Annotated in this window: 13 protein-coding genes; 1 reads left to right on the top strand and 12 read right to left on the bottom strand. The window is 63.6% G+C overall.

The window, feature by feature from the left end; all coding sequences use genetic code 11:
* Window positions 1-44: 44 nt before the first annotated feature.
* The 4 genes from GWE18_RS14055 to GWE18_RS14040 all read right to left on the bottom strand — a co-directional run bounded on the left by GWE18_RS14055 (window position 45) and on the right by GWE18_RS14040 (window position 4,547).
* The gene (locus tag GWE18_RS14055) at window positions 45-665 is read right to left on the bottom strand and encodes an Isoquinoline 1-oxidoreductase subunit (RefSeq protein WP_275186308.1); all 621 of its coding nucleotides are present in this window, start codon (window positions 663-665) and stop codon (window positions 45-47) included.
* Window positions 662-2,845, bottom strand: a complete 2,184-nt coding sequence (locus GWE18_RS14050) for a xanthine dehydrogenase family protein molybdopterin-binding subunit (RefSeq protein ID WP_275186307.1) — start codon at window positions 2,843-2,845, stop codon at window positions 662-664. The genes GWE18_RS14055 and GWE18_RS14050 overlap by 4 nt, the downstream gene beginning before the upstream one ends.
* Before the next feature lie 3 nt (window positions 2,846-2,848).
* On the bottom strand, window positions 2,849-3,310 hold the full coding sequence (locus GWE18_RS14045; RefSeq protein ID WP_275186306.1) for a (2Fe-2S)-binding protein: 462 nt from the start codon (window positions 3,308-3,310) through the stop codon (window positions 2,849-2,851).
* A 757-nt stretch (window positions 3,311-4,067) separates the two neighbouring features.
* Window positions 4,068-4,547: a hypothetical protein gene (locus tag GWE18_RS14040; protein ID WP_275186305.1), complete on the bottom strand. Its 480-nt coding sequence runs from the start codon at window positions 4,545-4,547 to the stop codon at window positions 4,068-4,070.
* A 521-nt stretch (window positions 4,548-5,068) separates the two neighbouring features.
* Between GWE18_RS14040 and GWE18_RS14035 the strand changes: the two genes are divergently transcribed.
* Window positions 5,069-5,707, top strand: coding sequence for a class I SAM-dependent methyltransferase (locus GWE18_RS14035; RefSeq protein WP_275186304.1), 639 nt, complete (start codon window positions 5,069-5,071; stop codon window positions 5,705-5,707).
* Between the two features lie 187 nt (window positions 5,708-5,894).
* On the opposite strand, the gene GWE18_RS14030 is transcribed toward GWE18_RS14035, so the two are convergent.
* From GWE18_RS14030 to nuoL, 8 genes are all read right to left on the bottom strand, one after another.
* Window positions 5,895-6,503, bottom strand: coding sequence for a class I SAM-dependent methyltransferase (locus GWE18_RS14030; RefSeq protein ID WP_275186303.1), 609 nt, complete (start codon window positions 6,501-6,503; stop codon window positions 5,895-5,897).
* Window positions 6,504-6,524: 21 nt separating this feature from the next.
* Window positions 6,525-6,800 carry a DUF1467 family protein gene (locus GWE18_RS14025; protein WP_275186302.1) on the bottom strand — a complete coding sequence of 92 codons (276 nt, stop codon included), beginning with the start codon at window positions 6,798-6,800 and terminating at the stop codon, window positions 6,525-6,527.
* Between the two features lie 4 nt (window positions 6,801-6,804).
* On the bottom strand, window positions 6,805-7,209 hold the full coding sequence (gene mce / locus GWE18_RS14020) for a methylmalonyl-CoA epimerase (protein WP_275186301.1): 405 nt from the start codon (window positions 7,207-7,209) through the stop codon (window positions 6,805-6,807).
* A 273-nt stretch (window positions 7,210-7,482) separates the two neighbouring features.
* Complete coding sequence (locus GWE18_RS14015) at window positions 7,483-9,153, bottom strand: ribonuclease J (protein WP_275186300.1); 1,671 nt, start codon at window positions 9,151-9,153, stop codon at window positions 7,483-7,485.
* Entirely contained in the window at window positions 9,153-9,965 is an 813-nt protein-coding gene (locus GWE18_RS14010; protein WP_275186299.1) for a biotin--[acetyl-CoA-carboxylase] ligase, read from the bottom strand. The genes GWE18_RS14015 and GWE18_RS14010 overlap by 1 nt, the downstream gene beginning before the upstream one ends.
* Window positions 9,966-11,405: an NADH-quinone oxidoreductase subunit NuoN gene (gene nuoN, locus GWE18_RS14005; protein WP_275186298.1), complete on the bottom strand. Its 1,440-nt coding sequence runs from the start codon at window positions 11,403-11,405 to the stop codon at window positions 9,966-9,968.
* 67 nt (window positions 11,406-11,472) lie between these two features.
* Complete coding sequence (locus tag GWE18_RS14000) at window positions 11,473-12,981, bottom strand: NADH-quinone oxidoreductase subunit M (RefSeq protein ID WP_275186297.1); 1,509 nt, start codon at window positions 12,979-12,981, stop codon at window positions 11,473-11,475.
* On the bottom strand, window positions 12,981-15,053 hold the full coding sequence (gene nuoL, locus GWE18_RS13995) for an NADH-quinone oxidoreductase subunit L (RefSeq protein WP_275186296.1): 2,073 nt from the start codon (window positions 15,051-15,053) through the stop codon (window positions 12,981-12,983). The genes GWE18_RS14000 and nuoL overlap by 1 nt, the downstream gene beginning before the upstream one ends.
* Window positions 15,054-15,059 lie beyond the last annotated feature (6 nt).

Genomic DNA, 15,059 nt, shown 5'->3' with positions numbered 1-15,059 from the left:
AGACCCGCACATTCCTGACGGCATACGGCGTTAACACCTCGGCCTCATGACGGCGGGCAATGCGCGCCAGTATCAGCCCAGGCCCGCAGCAAGGCGCCGAACGCGGCCTGCGTGCCTGGCGCTGGTTCGCGGCCCGGACCGGGCGACCAGCCCCAGCCCACGAGCGTGTCCTCCGCCATGTGGTGAAGGAGCGCGGCCATGTCCTTGCCGCCGTTGCGGTTCGGGTCCTTGATCTGCGCGCAGATCTCGCCAAGCGTACGCCCCTCCCAAGCCATCGACGCCGGGGCGAGGTGCCATTGCGGATGGCCGGGCACGCGGGCGGCATCGAAATTCGCGACGTGGTGGCAGGTATTGCAGGTCATGCCGGGCACGCCGTGCCCGTCGGCCCCGCGCACCACGAGCGGCTGATGCGGCCGCATCGCGTCGCTCTGCAACGGCCGCTCGGTCGCCGGGTGGCAGTTTACGCAACGCGGGTGCTGCAGCACCTTGCCGGCCTCTTCGAACAGCGCGATCGAACGCGCCTGTTGATCGGCGATGTTCTGGAAGCTCGGAACGGGGCGCAAGTCCTTCGCAGTCGGCTGTCGGGTGGTCTGCGCTACCGCAGCTGCGACGAGAGCCGTCACGGCGACCGCCCCCGCCACGAGGAGAGCCTGTGCGCGCATCATGCGACCGCCCTCACCAGTGGCAGGCGGCGCGGCCGCCCGAGGCCGATCCGCGCCATTGCGTTGGCGACGGCGGGCCCGATCGGCGGCACGCCCGGCTCGCCGACGCCCGTCGGCTTCTCGGACGAGTTGACGACGTGCACCTCGACCTGAGGCATCTCGTGGATGCGCAGCACGCGGTAGGTGTCGAAATTCGCCGGCACCGGCCTGCCCTCGTCGAGAGCCACCTCGCCGTAGAGTGCCGCACCGACACCGAAACCGATGCCCCCTTCCATCTGCGCGCGGATCACGTCCGGATTGACCGGCACGCCGCAATCGACGGCGCACCAGACCTTATGCACGCGCGGACCGTCGTCGCCGGCCGAGACCTCGGCGATCTGGGCGACGTAGCTGTCGAAGCTCTTCACTACCGCGACGCCGCGGGCGCGGCCATTGACCGGGCCGGGCCCGGACCATTGCGCGAGCTCGGCCACGGCGCGCAGCACGCCAGCCTCGCGCGGCGCCTTGCCCATCATGGCGAGCCGGCCCGCCACCGGATCCTGCCCTGTCGCCTGCAGGAGTTCGTCGACGAAGCATTCGACCGCATATCCGGTGTGCGTATGGCCGACGGAGCGCCACCACAGGACCGGCACGCCAACATCCGTCGTGTGCAGATCGCAGCGGAAATCGGCGATATCGTAGGGAATTTCCTTCGCGCCCTCGACCGACGTGGCGTCGATGCCGCCCTTTGCCATCACGGCCTCGAAGGGCGAACCCTTCAAGATCGATTGGCTGACGACGGTGTCGGTCCATGCGACGATCTTGCCATCACGGAGGCCGCCGCGCATGCGGTGCACGATGAGCGGACGGTAATAGCCGCCGCGGATGTCGTCCTCGCGCGTCCAGACGAGCTTCACCGGCCGGCCAGGGTCGATCGCCTTCGCCACCTCGGCCAATTCCGCCGCCAGATGACTCGTTTGCTGCGCCCGGCGCCCGAAACTGCCGCCGGCGAGCATCGTTTCCAGTTCCACCTGCTCCGGCTTGAGCCCAAGCACCGTGGCGATCGTCTGGTGATCGAGCGTCTGCAACTGGCTGCCGAAGCGGGCATGCGCGCGCTGTCCGTCCCAGCGCAGGAAGCCGTCGAGCGGCTCCATGGGGGCGTGCGCGAGATAGGGGAAAACGTATTCGGCCTCGATGATTCTCTCGGCGCGCGCGAGCGTCGTGATCGCGTCCCCGTGGGCACCGGCAATGCGGCCAGGCCGGCGCGCCAGCGCGCGGTATTCCTCGATGAGCTGGTCGCTGCTGCGCTTCTCGGCGGCCGACTCGTCCCAACTGATGCGCAATTGTTCGCGCCCCTTGATCGCCGGCCAGGTGCCGTTGGCGTAGACGGCCACGCCGGTCGGCACCTGCTTGACGTCGACCACGCCCTGGATCGCGCGTGCCGCGCTCGCATCGAAGGACGCGACCCGGGCGCCGAACCGCGGCGGGTGCGCCACGACAACGGTGAGCATTCCGGGTTCGCGCATGTCGATCGTGAACTGCGCCGTTCCGTTGGATTTCGCGGCACTGTCGAGCTTCCTGACCGAGCCGTCGTCGCGGCCGATCAACCGGAAGACGGATGGGTCCTTGAGCGGCGGGTCGGCCGGGGCCGGCTGGCGCGCGGCTGCCTCGGCGAACTGCCCAAAGCGGCCCTCGCGACCGGTCCCGGTATGGCGCAGCACGCCGCGCTCAACCGTGATCTCGCGCGCCGGCACGCCCCAGCTTTGCGCCGCGGCGGCGACCAGCATGGCGCGCGCAGTCGCGCCCGCCTTGCGCATCTGATCGTACGAATTGGCGATCGCGGTGGAGCCGCCCGTGCCCTGCACGCCGAAGGCCAAATTCTTGTAGAAGTCGGTGTTGGAGGGCGCGTGCTCGGCCCGCACCTTCGACCAGTCGGCGTCGAGCTCCTCGGCGACAAGGGTTGCGAGACCGGTGAAGGGACCTTGGCCGAACTCGATATGCTTGATCAGTACGGTCACCGTATCGTCCGCGCCGATGCGAATGAAGGCGTTGGGCGCGAAATCAGCGCCGCCGGCGGCGCGACGGAAGGCGTGCGCCGCGCCCGATTGCGCGCGCGCCTTCTCGGGCAGATAAAGGCCGATGACGAGGCCGGCGGCGCCCTTGAGCATCGCGCGGCGTGAAAGCGCAACGTCATGTGTCGTCATGGCTCAGCCCTCCAGCGCGCGGGCGGCGTCGTGGATCGCGGCGCGGATACGGACGTAGGTGGCGCAGCGGCAGACGTTGCCGTTCATCGCGAGATCGATGTCGCGGTCGCTCGGTTTCTTGACCTGCTTGAGGAGCGCGACGGCGCTCATCACCTGGCCTGACTGGCAGTAGCCGCATTGCGGCACGTCGCGCGCGATCCAGGCTTGCTGTACCGCCTCGGCCTCCCGCCCGGATACGCCCTCGATGGTGGTCACCTCGCGGGTGCCGAGCGCCGAGATAGGCAGGGTACAGGAGCGCATTGGCTTGCCATCCACGAACACGGTGCAGGCGCCGCATTGTGCGACACCACAGCCGAACTTCGTGCCGGCCAGGCCGAGCGCATCACGTAGGACCCAGAGGAGCGGCGCGTCATTATCGACATCGACGCTCTGCATGGTACCGTTGACTTTGATCGCGAGCGCCATTGCTGCCTCCCGGTTTGCTGAGCACTGATTGATGCAGACGGCGGCCTATGCGCCGCTCCGCGGGCATCGAATAACTACGCTGCCTCCTGACCGGTTCCCGGGCTTCGAACACGATTCACCGGTGAGCAGCATGTCCGATGTGATCGCAGCTTCCTTCGGGAAGCATCGCGTTACGCGATGCCTCGGGCCACGATGACAATTAGGGGATGGCTCTGCCGCGACTAGTCCCTATTATCTGCAAGTACTTATAAGGTGGTGCAATAAATGCCGCGCGGCAGCTTCGACGACCTTCGCTACCTCATCGCCGTCGCCCGGGAACAAAGCTTTACAACCCGCCGCACGTCTTTCGGTGACAGCCTCCTACCCGTGACATTGGGTTGCTGAACTTGTGCGAATGACGATGCCATCAAGAACACCGATGCGATTGTGGTGCGGAGAAATTTCACGTCGAACTCGATTCATGGGGTTTCTATCGCTCGCCTGTATTCCGTGGCGCAGGCGCGGCGGGGCGGAGCGATGAGCGCGAATTTCCCGATAGCTGCGGCGCGCAACTGGCTTCAACACGCAGGCTGTCAGACCCGACGTTGGTCCGTGCGCTTGTTATAGGCAGCGCCGAGCCATCTGATTAGGCGGTAGAATGCGCATGGAGCTATTAGAGCGGCTGATTAATCGTTTCGACGACATTCAGCCGCCGGCCCCTGTAACGAAGCTAGCTAGGGCGCGCTAGCACCGTCGTCGGTACCCGGGTGGCTCCGCTTTACTCCCCGGCTTTAGTTTCGGCCATGGCCGGAGCTGCGATCTTGTCCTTCATTTCTTCGCAGATCTTGCGGACCTCTGCAGTCACCAACGAACAGTTCTCAATTTGAAGGAAGACGCGTTTGGCCTCCGCACGGTAGCGCGCTGCGGTTTCCTTCAGTTCTTCAGTCACCGCGAGCACCTCGCGGCTCATGGCCTCGCATTGCCTGGCCTGCTCAACTAGTTCAACGCCCAGGGCCTCAATGTCTTTCGCCGCAGCTTCATATTCGCGGACAACAGCTTCCGCCGACAGCTTGCCGATCTCCGTCGCCCCTTCGCTATGCTCCACATAGTCTGGCATCCCCAAATCCGGAGCGCGAACGGAAGGCGGCGCGAAATCGGTCGGCTGGGATTCGTGAATTGGCAGCTTGCGAAACTCTTCTTCAATTTCGCGTTCAAGATCGACCGTATCTAAAATCGGTGGTTTTACTGAACGCACCATGGCAGCGCTCCCTAAATGAAAATGTGAGCAGAGACCAAAGCTGTCTCGAAATGCAGCCCAGACGGTTAGCTCTCCCGTGGAGGCGAGCAACCGAATCCCTTGGGTAAGCTTGTTAGTTAACCTTGATGTCCGCGCTGGCGGTTAATTCTGGAACGACCAAAAGATTGCTGTGAGCTTGAGGATAGCGATCGCCGGTATGATCCTGCTGGCGACATCTATATTCAAAGCTATGCACGGCACCTGCGCGAGCGGATCGCCGGATGGCGCCCTTGTCGTCCGTGTCCCGGATCAGCAGTGCACCACGCCGCATTTCATCCGGGGATGCCTTCTCCCCCGCAAACAAAGCGAGGTGACCTGAAGCGATCAGGCGAAACCGGGCTGCCAGTCGCTTACTCCCGTTCCAGGAAATTCGAGCCGATATCGGCCTTTTTCTTGACCGGATCATAATCGCAAAACGCTGTCAGATTTCCACAATCTTCTTGTCTGAAGCATAGTAGGCTTTGCCGAAAGGTGGACGGCACATGAGCATCACAAGCGACGCCCGTTTCTGGGACAGGTCTTCCCGCAGGTACGCCAAATCCCGCATCGCGGATCCAAACGGATACGAGCGCACGCTCGAACGCACGCGCGCTTATCTGCAGCCTGGAGACAGTGTGCTGGAACTGGGTTGCGGCACGGGAACGACGGCGCTGCGACTCGCGAATGGCGTACGGAGCTATCTCGCGACGGATATTTCCGGCGGGATGATCGCGATCGCCGAAGAGAAGCTCGCGGTCGAGTCGATCCCGGCACTTTCCTTTCGCACCGCGACCGCCGAAGAACTGGCCCACGAGGAAAGCCGCTTCGATGCCGTTCTGGGCTTCAACTATCTGCATCTGGTGCGCAACGTGCCGGACACGCTGCGGAGCATCCACGTCCTGCTGAAGCCCGGGGGACTGTTCATCTCGAAAACGCCTTGCCTGGGAGACATGAACCCGCTGATCCGGCTGGTCCTGCTGCCCGCGATGCAAGTCATCGGAAAGGCGCCGCATGTCAGCTCCCTCGGCGCGTCCGCGCTGGAGCAACTGATCATTGGCGCGGGTTTCGACGTTGTTGTCAGAGAGAGCCACGCCAGCAAGGGCAAGGACCAACGCCCCTACATTGTGGCCCGCAAGCGATGACCGAAACGCCCGGATTAACTGAGGTCTCGCTGGAGAACCGTTATCTTCTAGCTCGGATAAATGAATCCTGACCCTGTTTCCCGCTCCATGAAGTTCGATCCGATGTCGGCCTTTTTCTTGATCGGGTCATAGTCGCAAAAGACGCTCTTGGCGACCAGCATTCACCGTCCCCGCTTGCCCCAGCGTCTCAAACGAGCTGCGCGAGCCAGATAGTGTGGCCGCCGCAGTCGGGGTCCTCAACGACATGCGACACCACGCGAAACCCGTTCCGATCGAGCAACGAACGATATTCGGCCGGGTCGAGGCTCGCATGATACAGCGGCTCGCCGCCAAAATTCCCGATCGCCTCACCATGCGCAGGACCACTTGTAAACATCAGTGCTGCGCTCGGTGCCGCGTGCGCGCGAAACACTGGAAACATCAGGCGCTGGTCGTCGTGGCAGAGGTGAAAGAAACTGTCCCACGCAAGGATGCCGGAGAACTGCTCTCGCAAGGCAAGTGAGCGCATATCGGCAACGATCCATTCCTGCTCGGGAAAATGCTTTCGGCAGACATCGATCATCGCCGGGGAGGAATCCACACCAGCGACGGGGTGACCAAGCCCGATCAGATACGCGGCCATCGGGTCTGCGGATCCGCACCCGAGATCGAGGATCGGGCCTGCAGGCGGCAGCAGCGCACGGAAACGGTCGAGCCAGGGTTTTTCAAACAGGGTGGCGCGGGCGCGGCTCGTGATCCAATCCCGCGCCTTGCGCTGATACAGATCGATAATCCCTGCGGCTTCTTCCGACGCCATCTCACCCCGCCGGATCAAAGCTTAGAACGGCAGCCCCATCAATTTCGATAGCCGCTCGATGTTCAGATAGCCCTGGTGATACGCCCACATGCCGATGCCGAAAATCACGCCCGAGATCAGCGTGGTCCAGAGCAGCTTGTAGCCCATTCGCGCCATGACCGGCGCGCCGGGATCGGTGCCGGGCGCTCCCTCGCCGTCCTCATGCTGGCTGCGGACGCCGAATGGCAGCGTCGTGAACAGCACGACCCACCAGAGCACGAAGTAGATCGCAAGCGCCGTGGAGAGGGTATAGGCCATGAGGTCAGGCCTGTTCGATTTCGACGAGCGCGCCGGAGAAATCCTTTGGGTGGAAAAACAGCACCGGCTTGCCATGCGCGCCGATCTTCGGCTCGCCGTCGCCGAGCACGCGCGCGCCCTCGCTGATCAGCTTGTCGCGCGCGGCGATGATGTCGGGCACGTCGTAGCAGATGTGATGAATTCCGCCGTCAGCGTTGCGCTCGACGAATTTGGCGATCGGCGAGGCCTCGCCGAGCGGCTGGATGAACTCGATCTTGGTGTTCGGCAGCGTCACGAACACGGTAATGACGCCATGCTCCGGCAGCGGCACCGCGCCGGAGATTTCGGCGCCGAACGCGCCGCCGTAGATCTTGGCGGCCTTCTCCGCATCCTTGACCGCGATCGCGACATGATTGAGCCGGCCCAGCATGACACTCCACTCCCTGCTTCCTGCGTCTTCGCGGCGTATCCGCGCGGTCCGCTAACCCTTAACTACGTCATAGGCCACCCCTCATGGTGAGGAGCGCCAACGGGTCCGCGCGTAGCGCGGCCCGATGACAGGCTCCGCGCGTCTCCGGACGATGCTCCGCATCGCCGGGCGAACCATGAGGCCCCGTCTGGGGCCTACATCCTTCGAGACCCCCGCTCTGCGGGCTCCTCAGGATGAGGGGTTTGAGCAGCTGTCGAACTAACGCTTTCTACCTCAAACCGTCAGAACATGAACGAGGCAAATCGGCTTCTTGCCCCATTGCTCGTTGATGACCGCCCGCACCGCGCGGCGCACCGATTCTGCGGTCGCGTCCGGATCGCGCCGCCGCGCCCGCGGCAGGCTCTCCACCGTCGACACCACCACGTCGAACACGATCTCGTCGATGACCTCGCCGGCCGTATTCTTTTCGGGGATGCCGACCAGATCAACCTCGGGATCGTCGACCAGCTCGCCCTTGTCGGTCATGGCAAGCGCCACGAAGGCGCAGCCGGAAAAGCCCATCCGCCGCCGCTCCACCACGGCGCGGGATTTTGCATCCTCCAGGATCGCGCCGTCCTTGTAGAGCCGCCCCGACGGCAATTCGTCGATGATGCCGGGGTCGCCCGGGCCGAGCTTGACCAGATCGCCATTGCGGCAGATCAGCACCTTGGGCACGCCGGCGGCACGCGCCAGTTTCGCGTGCTCCGACAGGTGCAGCGCCTCGCCGTGAACCGGGATCAGGAGCTGCGGACGCACCCAGGAGATCATGTCGCGGAGTTCGTCGCGGCGCGGATGACCGGAGACGTGGACCAGATCGGTGCGGTCGGTGATCACCTCGATGCCTTGCGCCACCAGCCCGTTGATGATGGCGCCGACGGCCTTCTCGTTGCCGGGAATGGTGCGAGAGGAAAAGATCACGCTATCGCCCTTGTTCAGCGTCACCTGCGGATGGTCATCATTGGCGATACGCGCCAGCGCCGCGCGCGGCTCGCCCTGGCTTCCCGTGCACAGCGCCAGCACCTTGTCCGGCGGGAAATGGCCGTAATAGTCGGCGCCGCGGAAATTCTGCACGCCCTCGAGATAGCCGGTCTCGCGAGCGACCTGCACCACGCGCTCCATGGCGCGGCCGACCACGACCACCTCGCGGCCGGCGTCCCTGGCGGCATCCGCAACCGCTTTCACGCGCGCGACGTTGGAGGCAAAGGTGGTAACGGCGACGCGGCCCTTGGCCGCGCCGACCAGCTTCTTGATGGTGGCGGCGACCTCGGTCTCCGAGGGCGAGCGCCCGTCCCGCACCGCATTGGTGGAATCGCCGATCAGCGCCAGCACGCCGTCATCGCCAAGTTCGCGCAGGCGCCGCTCGTCGGTCGGAAGACCAATGATCGGCGTCGGGTCGATCTTCCAGTCGCCGGTGTGGAGGACAGTGCCAGCCGCGGTGTGGATCGCGAGCGCATGCGATTCCGGGATCGAATGGGCGACCGGGATGAACTCGACGGTAAACGGCCCGAGATTGACCCGGCCGCCTGATGGCACCACCGTCACCGGGATTTTTGGCGGATTGCGCTCGGCGGCGCATTTGGCCTCGAACAAAGCAGCGCTGAACTTGGTCGCATAAACCTTGCATTGCAGCTTGGGCCAGAGGTCGATGATCGCGCCGAAATGATCCTCATGGGCGTGCGTCAGCACCAGGCCCATCAAATTGTTGCGCTCTTTCTCCAGAAAGCGGATGTCGGGCATGATCAGGTCGATGCCCGGCAGATGCTCCTCGTCGCCGAAGGAGACGCCGAGATCGACCGCCAGCCAGGACCGCTGTTGGCGGTTGCCAAGCCCGTAGATCGACAGGTTCATGCCGATCTCGCCTACGCCACCAAGCGGGGCAAAAGTCAATTCATCCGGCCGCGCCATCAGGCCGCTCCCACTGATGCCGCGGTGCCGAAATAGACCTCGCCCGCGGCGACCGGCATGCGCTTGCCTTCCGCTGTCCGGATAATCAGGCAGCCGGTTTCATCGATGGTGTCGAACGTGCCTTCGATGGTCGCGCCGCCGGTCTGGATCGCGACCCGCTCGCCAAGTCCCGCGGCCCGCTCCAGCCACAGTGTGCGGATTTCCGCAAAGCCGCGTCCATTGTTCCAGATGCCGCGGAATTCAACCCAGGCGTTCGACAGCGCCGAAAACAATTCCTCCGCGCCGATATGGACGCCGAGCGCGGCGAGCGAGGTCGCTGGCGTCGGCAAGCCCTCCGGGGCCGCTACGACATTGGTCCCGATGCCGACCACGACGGCGACGCGACCGTCAGCCACGGCCTCCGCTTCCAGGCCGATACCGACAAGCTTTTGCCCCCCGGCCAGGACGTCGTTCGGCCATTTCAGGGAGAACTTCATATGGTCCGATCCCGCCGCTCGCAGCGACGCTTCGACACTTACTTTATGCAATGCTGTCTCGATCGCGAGCCCCGCGGCGAAGCCCAGCGTCGCCGCGACCGCGGGTGATACATCGAGGACCTCCAGGACACTGCTGGCGAGGTTACCTCGCGGCGCGATCCAGGCCCGCTGCCGCCGTCCTCGACCCGCCGTCTGCATGGAGGTCACAAACCACATCGGCCCTCGCTCTCCCTCGCGGGCGCGCGTCATCGCCTCCGTGTTGGTCGAACCGGTCTGGTCGAAGGCGACGAGCTTGTGGCCCGCCGATATGGCACGGGAGCCGAGCGTGAAAGTCATCTAAAATAACGACTTCGCCGCCGCCGTGGCGACGCTGACCAGCGGCCCCGGATAGACGAAGAAGAAGATGTTGAAGATGCCGGCGACCGCCAGCACCGTGCGCAATTCGATGCGCATCGGTTCGATCTGGCCGGCCGGCTCGTCGAAATACATCACCTTGATGATGGTGAGATAGTAGAACGCGCCCACGACGCTGGTGAGCACGCCGATGACGGCGAGCGTGAACAGGCCCGCCTTGATCGCAGCCACGAAGACGTACCATTTGGCAAAGAAGCCCGCGAGCGGCGGAATGCCGGCCAGCGAGAACAGCAGCATGGCGAAGAAAAACGCCAGCATCGGGTTGGTGCGCGACAGGCCTGCGAAATCGCTGATCTGCTCCATCGGCTGGCCGTCGCGCTTCATCGAAAGGATGACCGCGAAGGTGCCGAGCGTCATCGCGACATAGATCGCGATGTAGACCAGCACGCCCTGCGCGCCTTCCACCGTGCCCGACGCCAGCCCGACCAGCGCAAAGCCCATATGGCCGATCGACGAATACGCCATCAGGCGCTTGATGTTCCTCTGTCCGATGGCGGCGAACGAGCCCAGCGCCATCGAGGCGATGGCGACGAACACGAGGATCTGCTGCCACTGCGGGACGATCCCGGGGAAAGCCGTCAATGTCACGCGGGTGAACACCGCAAGCGCCGCGACTTTCGGCGCCGAGGCGAAGAAGGCCGTGACCGGCGTCGGTGCGCCCTCATAGACGTCGGGCGTCCACATGTGGAACGGCACGGCGGATACCTTGAAGCAGAGCCCCGCCAGCAGGAATACGAGGCCGAACACGATGCCGACGCTGCCGGTCTTCACCGCCGCAGCAATGCCGGCAAAGTCGACCGTGCCGGTGAAACCGTAGATCAGCGAAGCGCCGTAGAGCAGCATCCCCGAGGACAGCGCGCCGAGCACGAAGTACTTCAGGCCGGCCTCGGTGGACTTGGCGTTGTCGCGGTTGCTGGCGGCGACCACGTAGAGTGCAAGCGACATCAGCTCGAGCCCGAGATAGAGCATGATCAGGTCGGCGGCCGAGATCAGCACCATCATGCCGAGCGTGGAGAGCAGCACCAGGATCGAATATTCGAAAATGCGCCGCGACGGATCGGACAGAAACTCCGTCGACAGGATCAACGTGACCGCCGAACCGATGATCGCAAGGATCTTCAGGAAGCGGGCAAAGTCATCGACGATGAAGCTGCCGCCGAAGGTCGTGAGCTTGCCGGCCGGCAGCATCAGCTCCAGCACGCCGGTCAGCACGAGCAGCACCACCGCCAAGCCGGTAACCAGTCGGGTGGTCGTCCCCTCGCTGCGATAGGCGCCCAGCATCAACAGCGCCATGGCGCCGACGGCCAGCACCAGCTCCGGCAGCACCGGCAGCAACTGATAACCTGCACTCGAAAAGCTCATGGTGCTTTATATCCTTGACGCGTTTTCTTCACGCGAACCGGTTTCCACTTCGCTTGAAAACGCTACGTTACTGGACCAACGCGGCTGCCTTCACGGCAGTCACGGCGGCATTGTAATTGTTGACGAGTTGCTGAACCGAGGCCGCCGACATGTCGAGCACCGGCTTCGGGTAGACGCCGAACAGGATGGTCAGCGCCACCAGCGGGAACAGCGTCAGGCTCTCGCGGAACGTCAGGTCCTTGATGCTGGCGAGCGACGGCTTGGTCAGCGCGCCGAACACCACCTTGCGATAGAGCCACAGCGCGTAGCCGGCCGACAAGATCACGCCGAACGTGGCAAAGGTCGCCGTCGGGATCGAGACCTTGAAGGTGCCGAGTAGCGTCATGAATTCGCCGACGAAGCCGGACGTGCCGGGCAGACCGACATTGGCCATGGTGAAGACCATGAACACCAGCGCGTAGAGCGGCATCCGGTTCACCAGGCCGCCATAGGCCGCGATCTCGCGGGTATGCATGCGGTCGTAGACGATGCCGACGCACAGGAACAGCGCGCCGGAGACGATGCCGTGCGACACCATCTGGAATACGCCGCCGGCCACGCCCTGCGTGGTCCCTGCGAAGATGCCCATGGTGACGAAGCCCATATGGGCCACCGAGGAATAGGCAATCAGCTTCTTGATGTCTTCCTGCATCAAGGCCACCAGCGAGGTGTAGATGATGGCGATCACCGACAGCGTGAAGATGATCCAGGCGAAATCATGCGATGCCAGCGGGAACATCGGCAGCGAGAAGCGCAGGAAGCCGTAGCCGCCCATCTTCAGGAGGATCGCGGCCAGGATCACCGAGCCCGCAGTCGGCGCCTCGACATGCGCGTCGGGCAACCAGGTGTGCACCGGCCACATCGGCATCTTCACGGCAAACGAGGCAAAGAACGCCAGCCAAGCCCAGGTCTGCAGCGAGCGCGGCACGGCGGTGTTCATCAAGGTCGGGATGTCGGTGGTGCCGGCATTCCAGTACAGCGCCATGATCGCCAGCAGCATCAAGACCGAGCCGAGCAGCGTGTAGAGGAAGAACTTGAACGATGCGTAGACCCGGCGCGGGCCGCCCCAGACGCCGATGATCAGGAACATCGGGATCAGGCCGCCCTCGAAGAACAGGTAGAACAGCACGAGGTCGAGCGCCGAGAAGGTGCCGACCATCAGCGTTTCCAGCAGCAGGAACGCCATCATGTATTCGCGCACGCGATTGGTGACGGATTTCCAGCTCGCGATGATGCAGAACGGCATCAAGGCGGTGGTCAGGATCACGAACGGCAGCGAAATCCCGTCGACCCCCATGTGATAGGTGATGCCGCTGGCCAGCCAGTTCGCCTTTTCGACGAACTGGAAATCCGGGTTGGCGGCGTCGAAGCGCCAGACCAGGATCAACGACACCGCGAAGGTGACCAGCGTGGTCCACAGCGCGATCCAGCGCGCGTTGCGCTGCGCAGCGTCGTCGTCCCCGCGGGTGAGATAGATCGCCAGCGCGCCGATGACCGGCAGGAAAGTGACGACGGAAAGAATCGGCCAGGTTGTCATCACTGGGCCCCCAAGCCGAACATGAACCAGGTGATCAGCCCGGCGACCCCAATCAGCATCGCAAAGGCATAGTGATAGAGATAGCCGGTCTGGATCTTCACCACGTTGCGGGTGACATCGAGCACGCGCGCCGAAACGCCATCCGGGCCGAAGCCGTCGATGACTAAGCCGTCGCCCTTCTTCCAGAGGAAGCGACCGAGCCACTTCGCCGGTCGTACAAAGATGACCTCATAGAGCTCGTCGAAATACCATTTGTTGAGCAGGAACTGGTAGAGCATCTGGTGTTGATTGGCGAGTTCGACCGGCAGATACGGCCGGCGGATGTAGAACAGCCAGGACATCAGGAAGCCCAGCGCCATCATCACCGTCGGCAGGAACGCTATCACAGGCGAGATATGGTGCATCTCGTCGATGATGTGCGGATGCATCTTGAGCGACTCGCGGAAGAACTCTTCCACGCCGTGGCCCGCGAACACTTCCTTGAACGGGAAGCCGGCCAGGATCGAGCCTGCGGCGAGAATGCCGATCGGGATCAGCATCCACATCGGCGATTCATGTGCCGCCTCGTAGTGGTGCTGGTCGTGCGGCTCACCGTGGAACGTCTTGAATATCAGGCGCCACGAATAGAACGAGGTCAGGCCGGCCGCGATCACCGTCATCGCGAAGCCGTAATACGCGAATGGATTGTGCGCGACGTAGGCGGACTCGATGATCGCGTCCTTGGAGAAATAGCCGGCCGTGAGCGGAAAGCCGGTCAGCGCCAGGGTACCGATCACCATCACGCTATAGGTGTAGGGGATCTTGTCCTTCAGCCCGCCCATGTTGCGGATGTCCTGCTCGTGATGCATCGCATAGATCACCGAGCCGGAGCCCAAGAACAGCAGCGCCTTGAAGAAGGCGTGCGTGAACAAATGGAACATGCCGACAGAATAGGCCCCTGCCCCCATCGCCACGAACATGTAGCCGAGCTGCGAACAGGTCGAATAGGCGACGATGCGCTTGATGTCGTTCTGCACGAGGCCGACGGTCGCCGCAAAGAACGCGGTGGTGGCGCCGAAGAACATCACCACGGCCTGCGCGTTCGGCGCGAGCTCGAACAGCGGCGACAGCCGCGCCACCATGAACACCCCGGCTGTCACCATGGTCGCGGCGTGGATCAGCGCGGAAACCGGCGTCGGGCCTTCCATGGCGTCCGGCAGCCAGGTGTGCAGCAGGAACTGGGCCGATTTTCCCATCGCGCCCATGAACAGCAACAGGCAGGTCAGCGTCAGCGCATCGGCATGCCAGCCGAAGAAATTGATGGTCTTGCCAGTTAGCCCGGGGGCGCCGGCGAAAATCGTCTCGAAGTCGGTCGAGCCGATCAGCATGAAGATCGCGAAAATGCCGAGCGCAAAGCCGAAATCGCCGACGCGGTTGACGATGAAGGCCTTGATTGCCGCCGCGTTCGCCGACGGCTTGTGGTACCAGAAACCGATCAAGAGATAGCTGGCCAGACCGACGCCTTCCCAACCGAAGAAGAGCTGGACCAGATTGTCCGCGGTCACCAGCATCAGCATCGCAAAGGTGAACAGCGACAAATAGGCAAAGAACCGCGGCCGATACGGATCCTCGTCCATGTAGCCGATGGAATAGAGGTGCACGAGCGAGGAGATGGTGTTGACCACCACCAGCATCACGGCGGTCAGCGTATCGACGCGCAGCGCCCACGATACATGCAGATCGCCGGAATTGATCCAGGGGAACAGCGCGATCCGGGCATCATGGTGCATGAAGCCGACGTCGACCAGCACCACCCAGGACAGTGCGGCGGATATGAATAGAAGTCCTGTCGTAATCAGTTCGGCCGCGCGCGACCCCTGCGCCGGCGGCTCCGAGACGTGGTGGTCGTCGTGGCCGTGATCTTCATGGCCATGTTCGTCATGGGCAACAGCGGCATGCGCGTGATCGCCATGCCCATGGTCGTAATGCTTGACCTCATCACCGCTCGGGTTGCGCGCATGCGCGCCGATGATCGCGATCAGGCCGGCCAGAATGGCGCCCAGCAGCGGCAGAAAGACGATTGCCTGAACCATAGCTGC

The sequence above is a fragment of the Bradyrhizobium sp. CSA112 genome (genome assembly GCF_029051645.1).
Classification (GTDB): Bacteria; Pseudomonadota; Alphaproteobacteria; order Rhizobiales; family Xanthobacteraceae; genus Bradyrhizobium.
Note: the sequence above shows the minus strand (reverse complement) of the source record. Positions and strands in the feature narration are given on the sequence as shown.

What these genes read in the sequence shown, in the direction of transcription:
- mce (WP_275186301.1), bottom strand. Translation starts at nt 7,209, where the DNA reads ATGCTGGGCCGGCTCAATCATGTCGCGATCGCGGTCAAGGATGCGGAG.
- GWE18_RS14000 (WP_275186297.1), bottom strand. Translation starts at nt 12,981, where the DNA reads ATGACAACCTGGCCGATTCTTTCCGTCGTCACTTTCCTGCCGGTCATC.
- GWE18_RS14030 (WP_275186303.1), bottom strand. Translation starts at nt 6,503, where the DNA reads ATGGCGTCGGAAGAAGCCGCAGGGATTATCGATCTGTATCAGCGCAAG.
- nuoL (WP_275186296.1), bottom strand. Translation starts at nt 15,053, where the DNA reads ATGGTTCAGGCAATCGTCTTTCTGCCGCTGCTGGGCGCCATTCTGGCC.
- GWE18_RS14050 (WP_275186307.1), bottom strand. Translation starts at nt 2,845, where the DNA reads ATGACGACACATGACGTTGCGCTTTCACGCCGCGCGATGCTCAAGGGC.
- GWE18_RS14025 (WP_275186302.1), bottom strand. Translation starts at nt 6,800, where the DNA reads ATGGCCTATACCCTCTCCACGGCGCTTGCGATCTACTTCGTGCTCTGG.
- GWE18_RS14045 (WP_275186306.1), bottom strand. Translation starts at nt 3,310, where the DNA reads ATGGCGCTCGCGATCAAAGTCAACGGTACCATGCAGAGCGTCGATGTC.
- GWE18_RS14015 (WP_275186300.1), bottom strand. Translation starts at nt 9,153, where the DNA reads ATGGCGCGGCCGGATGAATTGACTTTTGCCCCGCTTGGTGGCGTAGGC.
- GWE18_RS14010 (WP_275186299.1), bottom strand. Translation starts at nt 9,965, where the DNA reads ATGACTTTCACGCTCGGCTCCCGTGCCATATCGGCGGGCCACAAGCTC.
- GWE18_RS14055 (WP_275186308.1), bottom strand. Translation starts at nt 665, where the DNA reads ATGATGCGCGCACAGGCTCTCCTCGTGGCGGGGGCGGTCGCCGTGACG.
- GWE18_RS14035 (WP_275186304.1), top strand. Translation starts at nt 5,069, where the DNA reads ATGAGCATCACAAGCGACGCCCGTTTCTGGGACAGGTCTTCCCGCAGG.
- nuoN (WP_275186298.1), bottom strand. Translation starts at nt 11,405, where the DNA reads ATGAGCTTTTCGAGTGCAGGTTATCAGTTGCTGCCGGTGCTGCCGGAG.
- GWE18_RS14040 (WP_275186305.1), bottom strand. Translation starts at nt 4,547, where the DNA reads ATGGTGCGTTCAGTAAAACCACCGATTTTAGATACGGTCGATCTTGAA.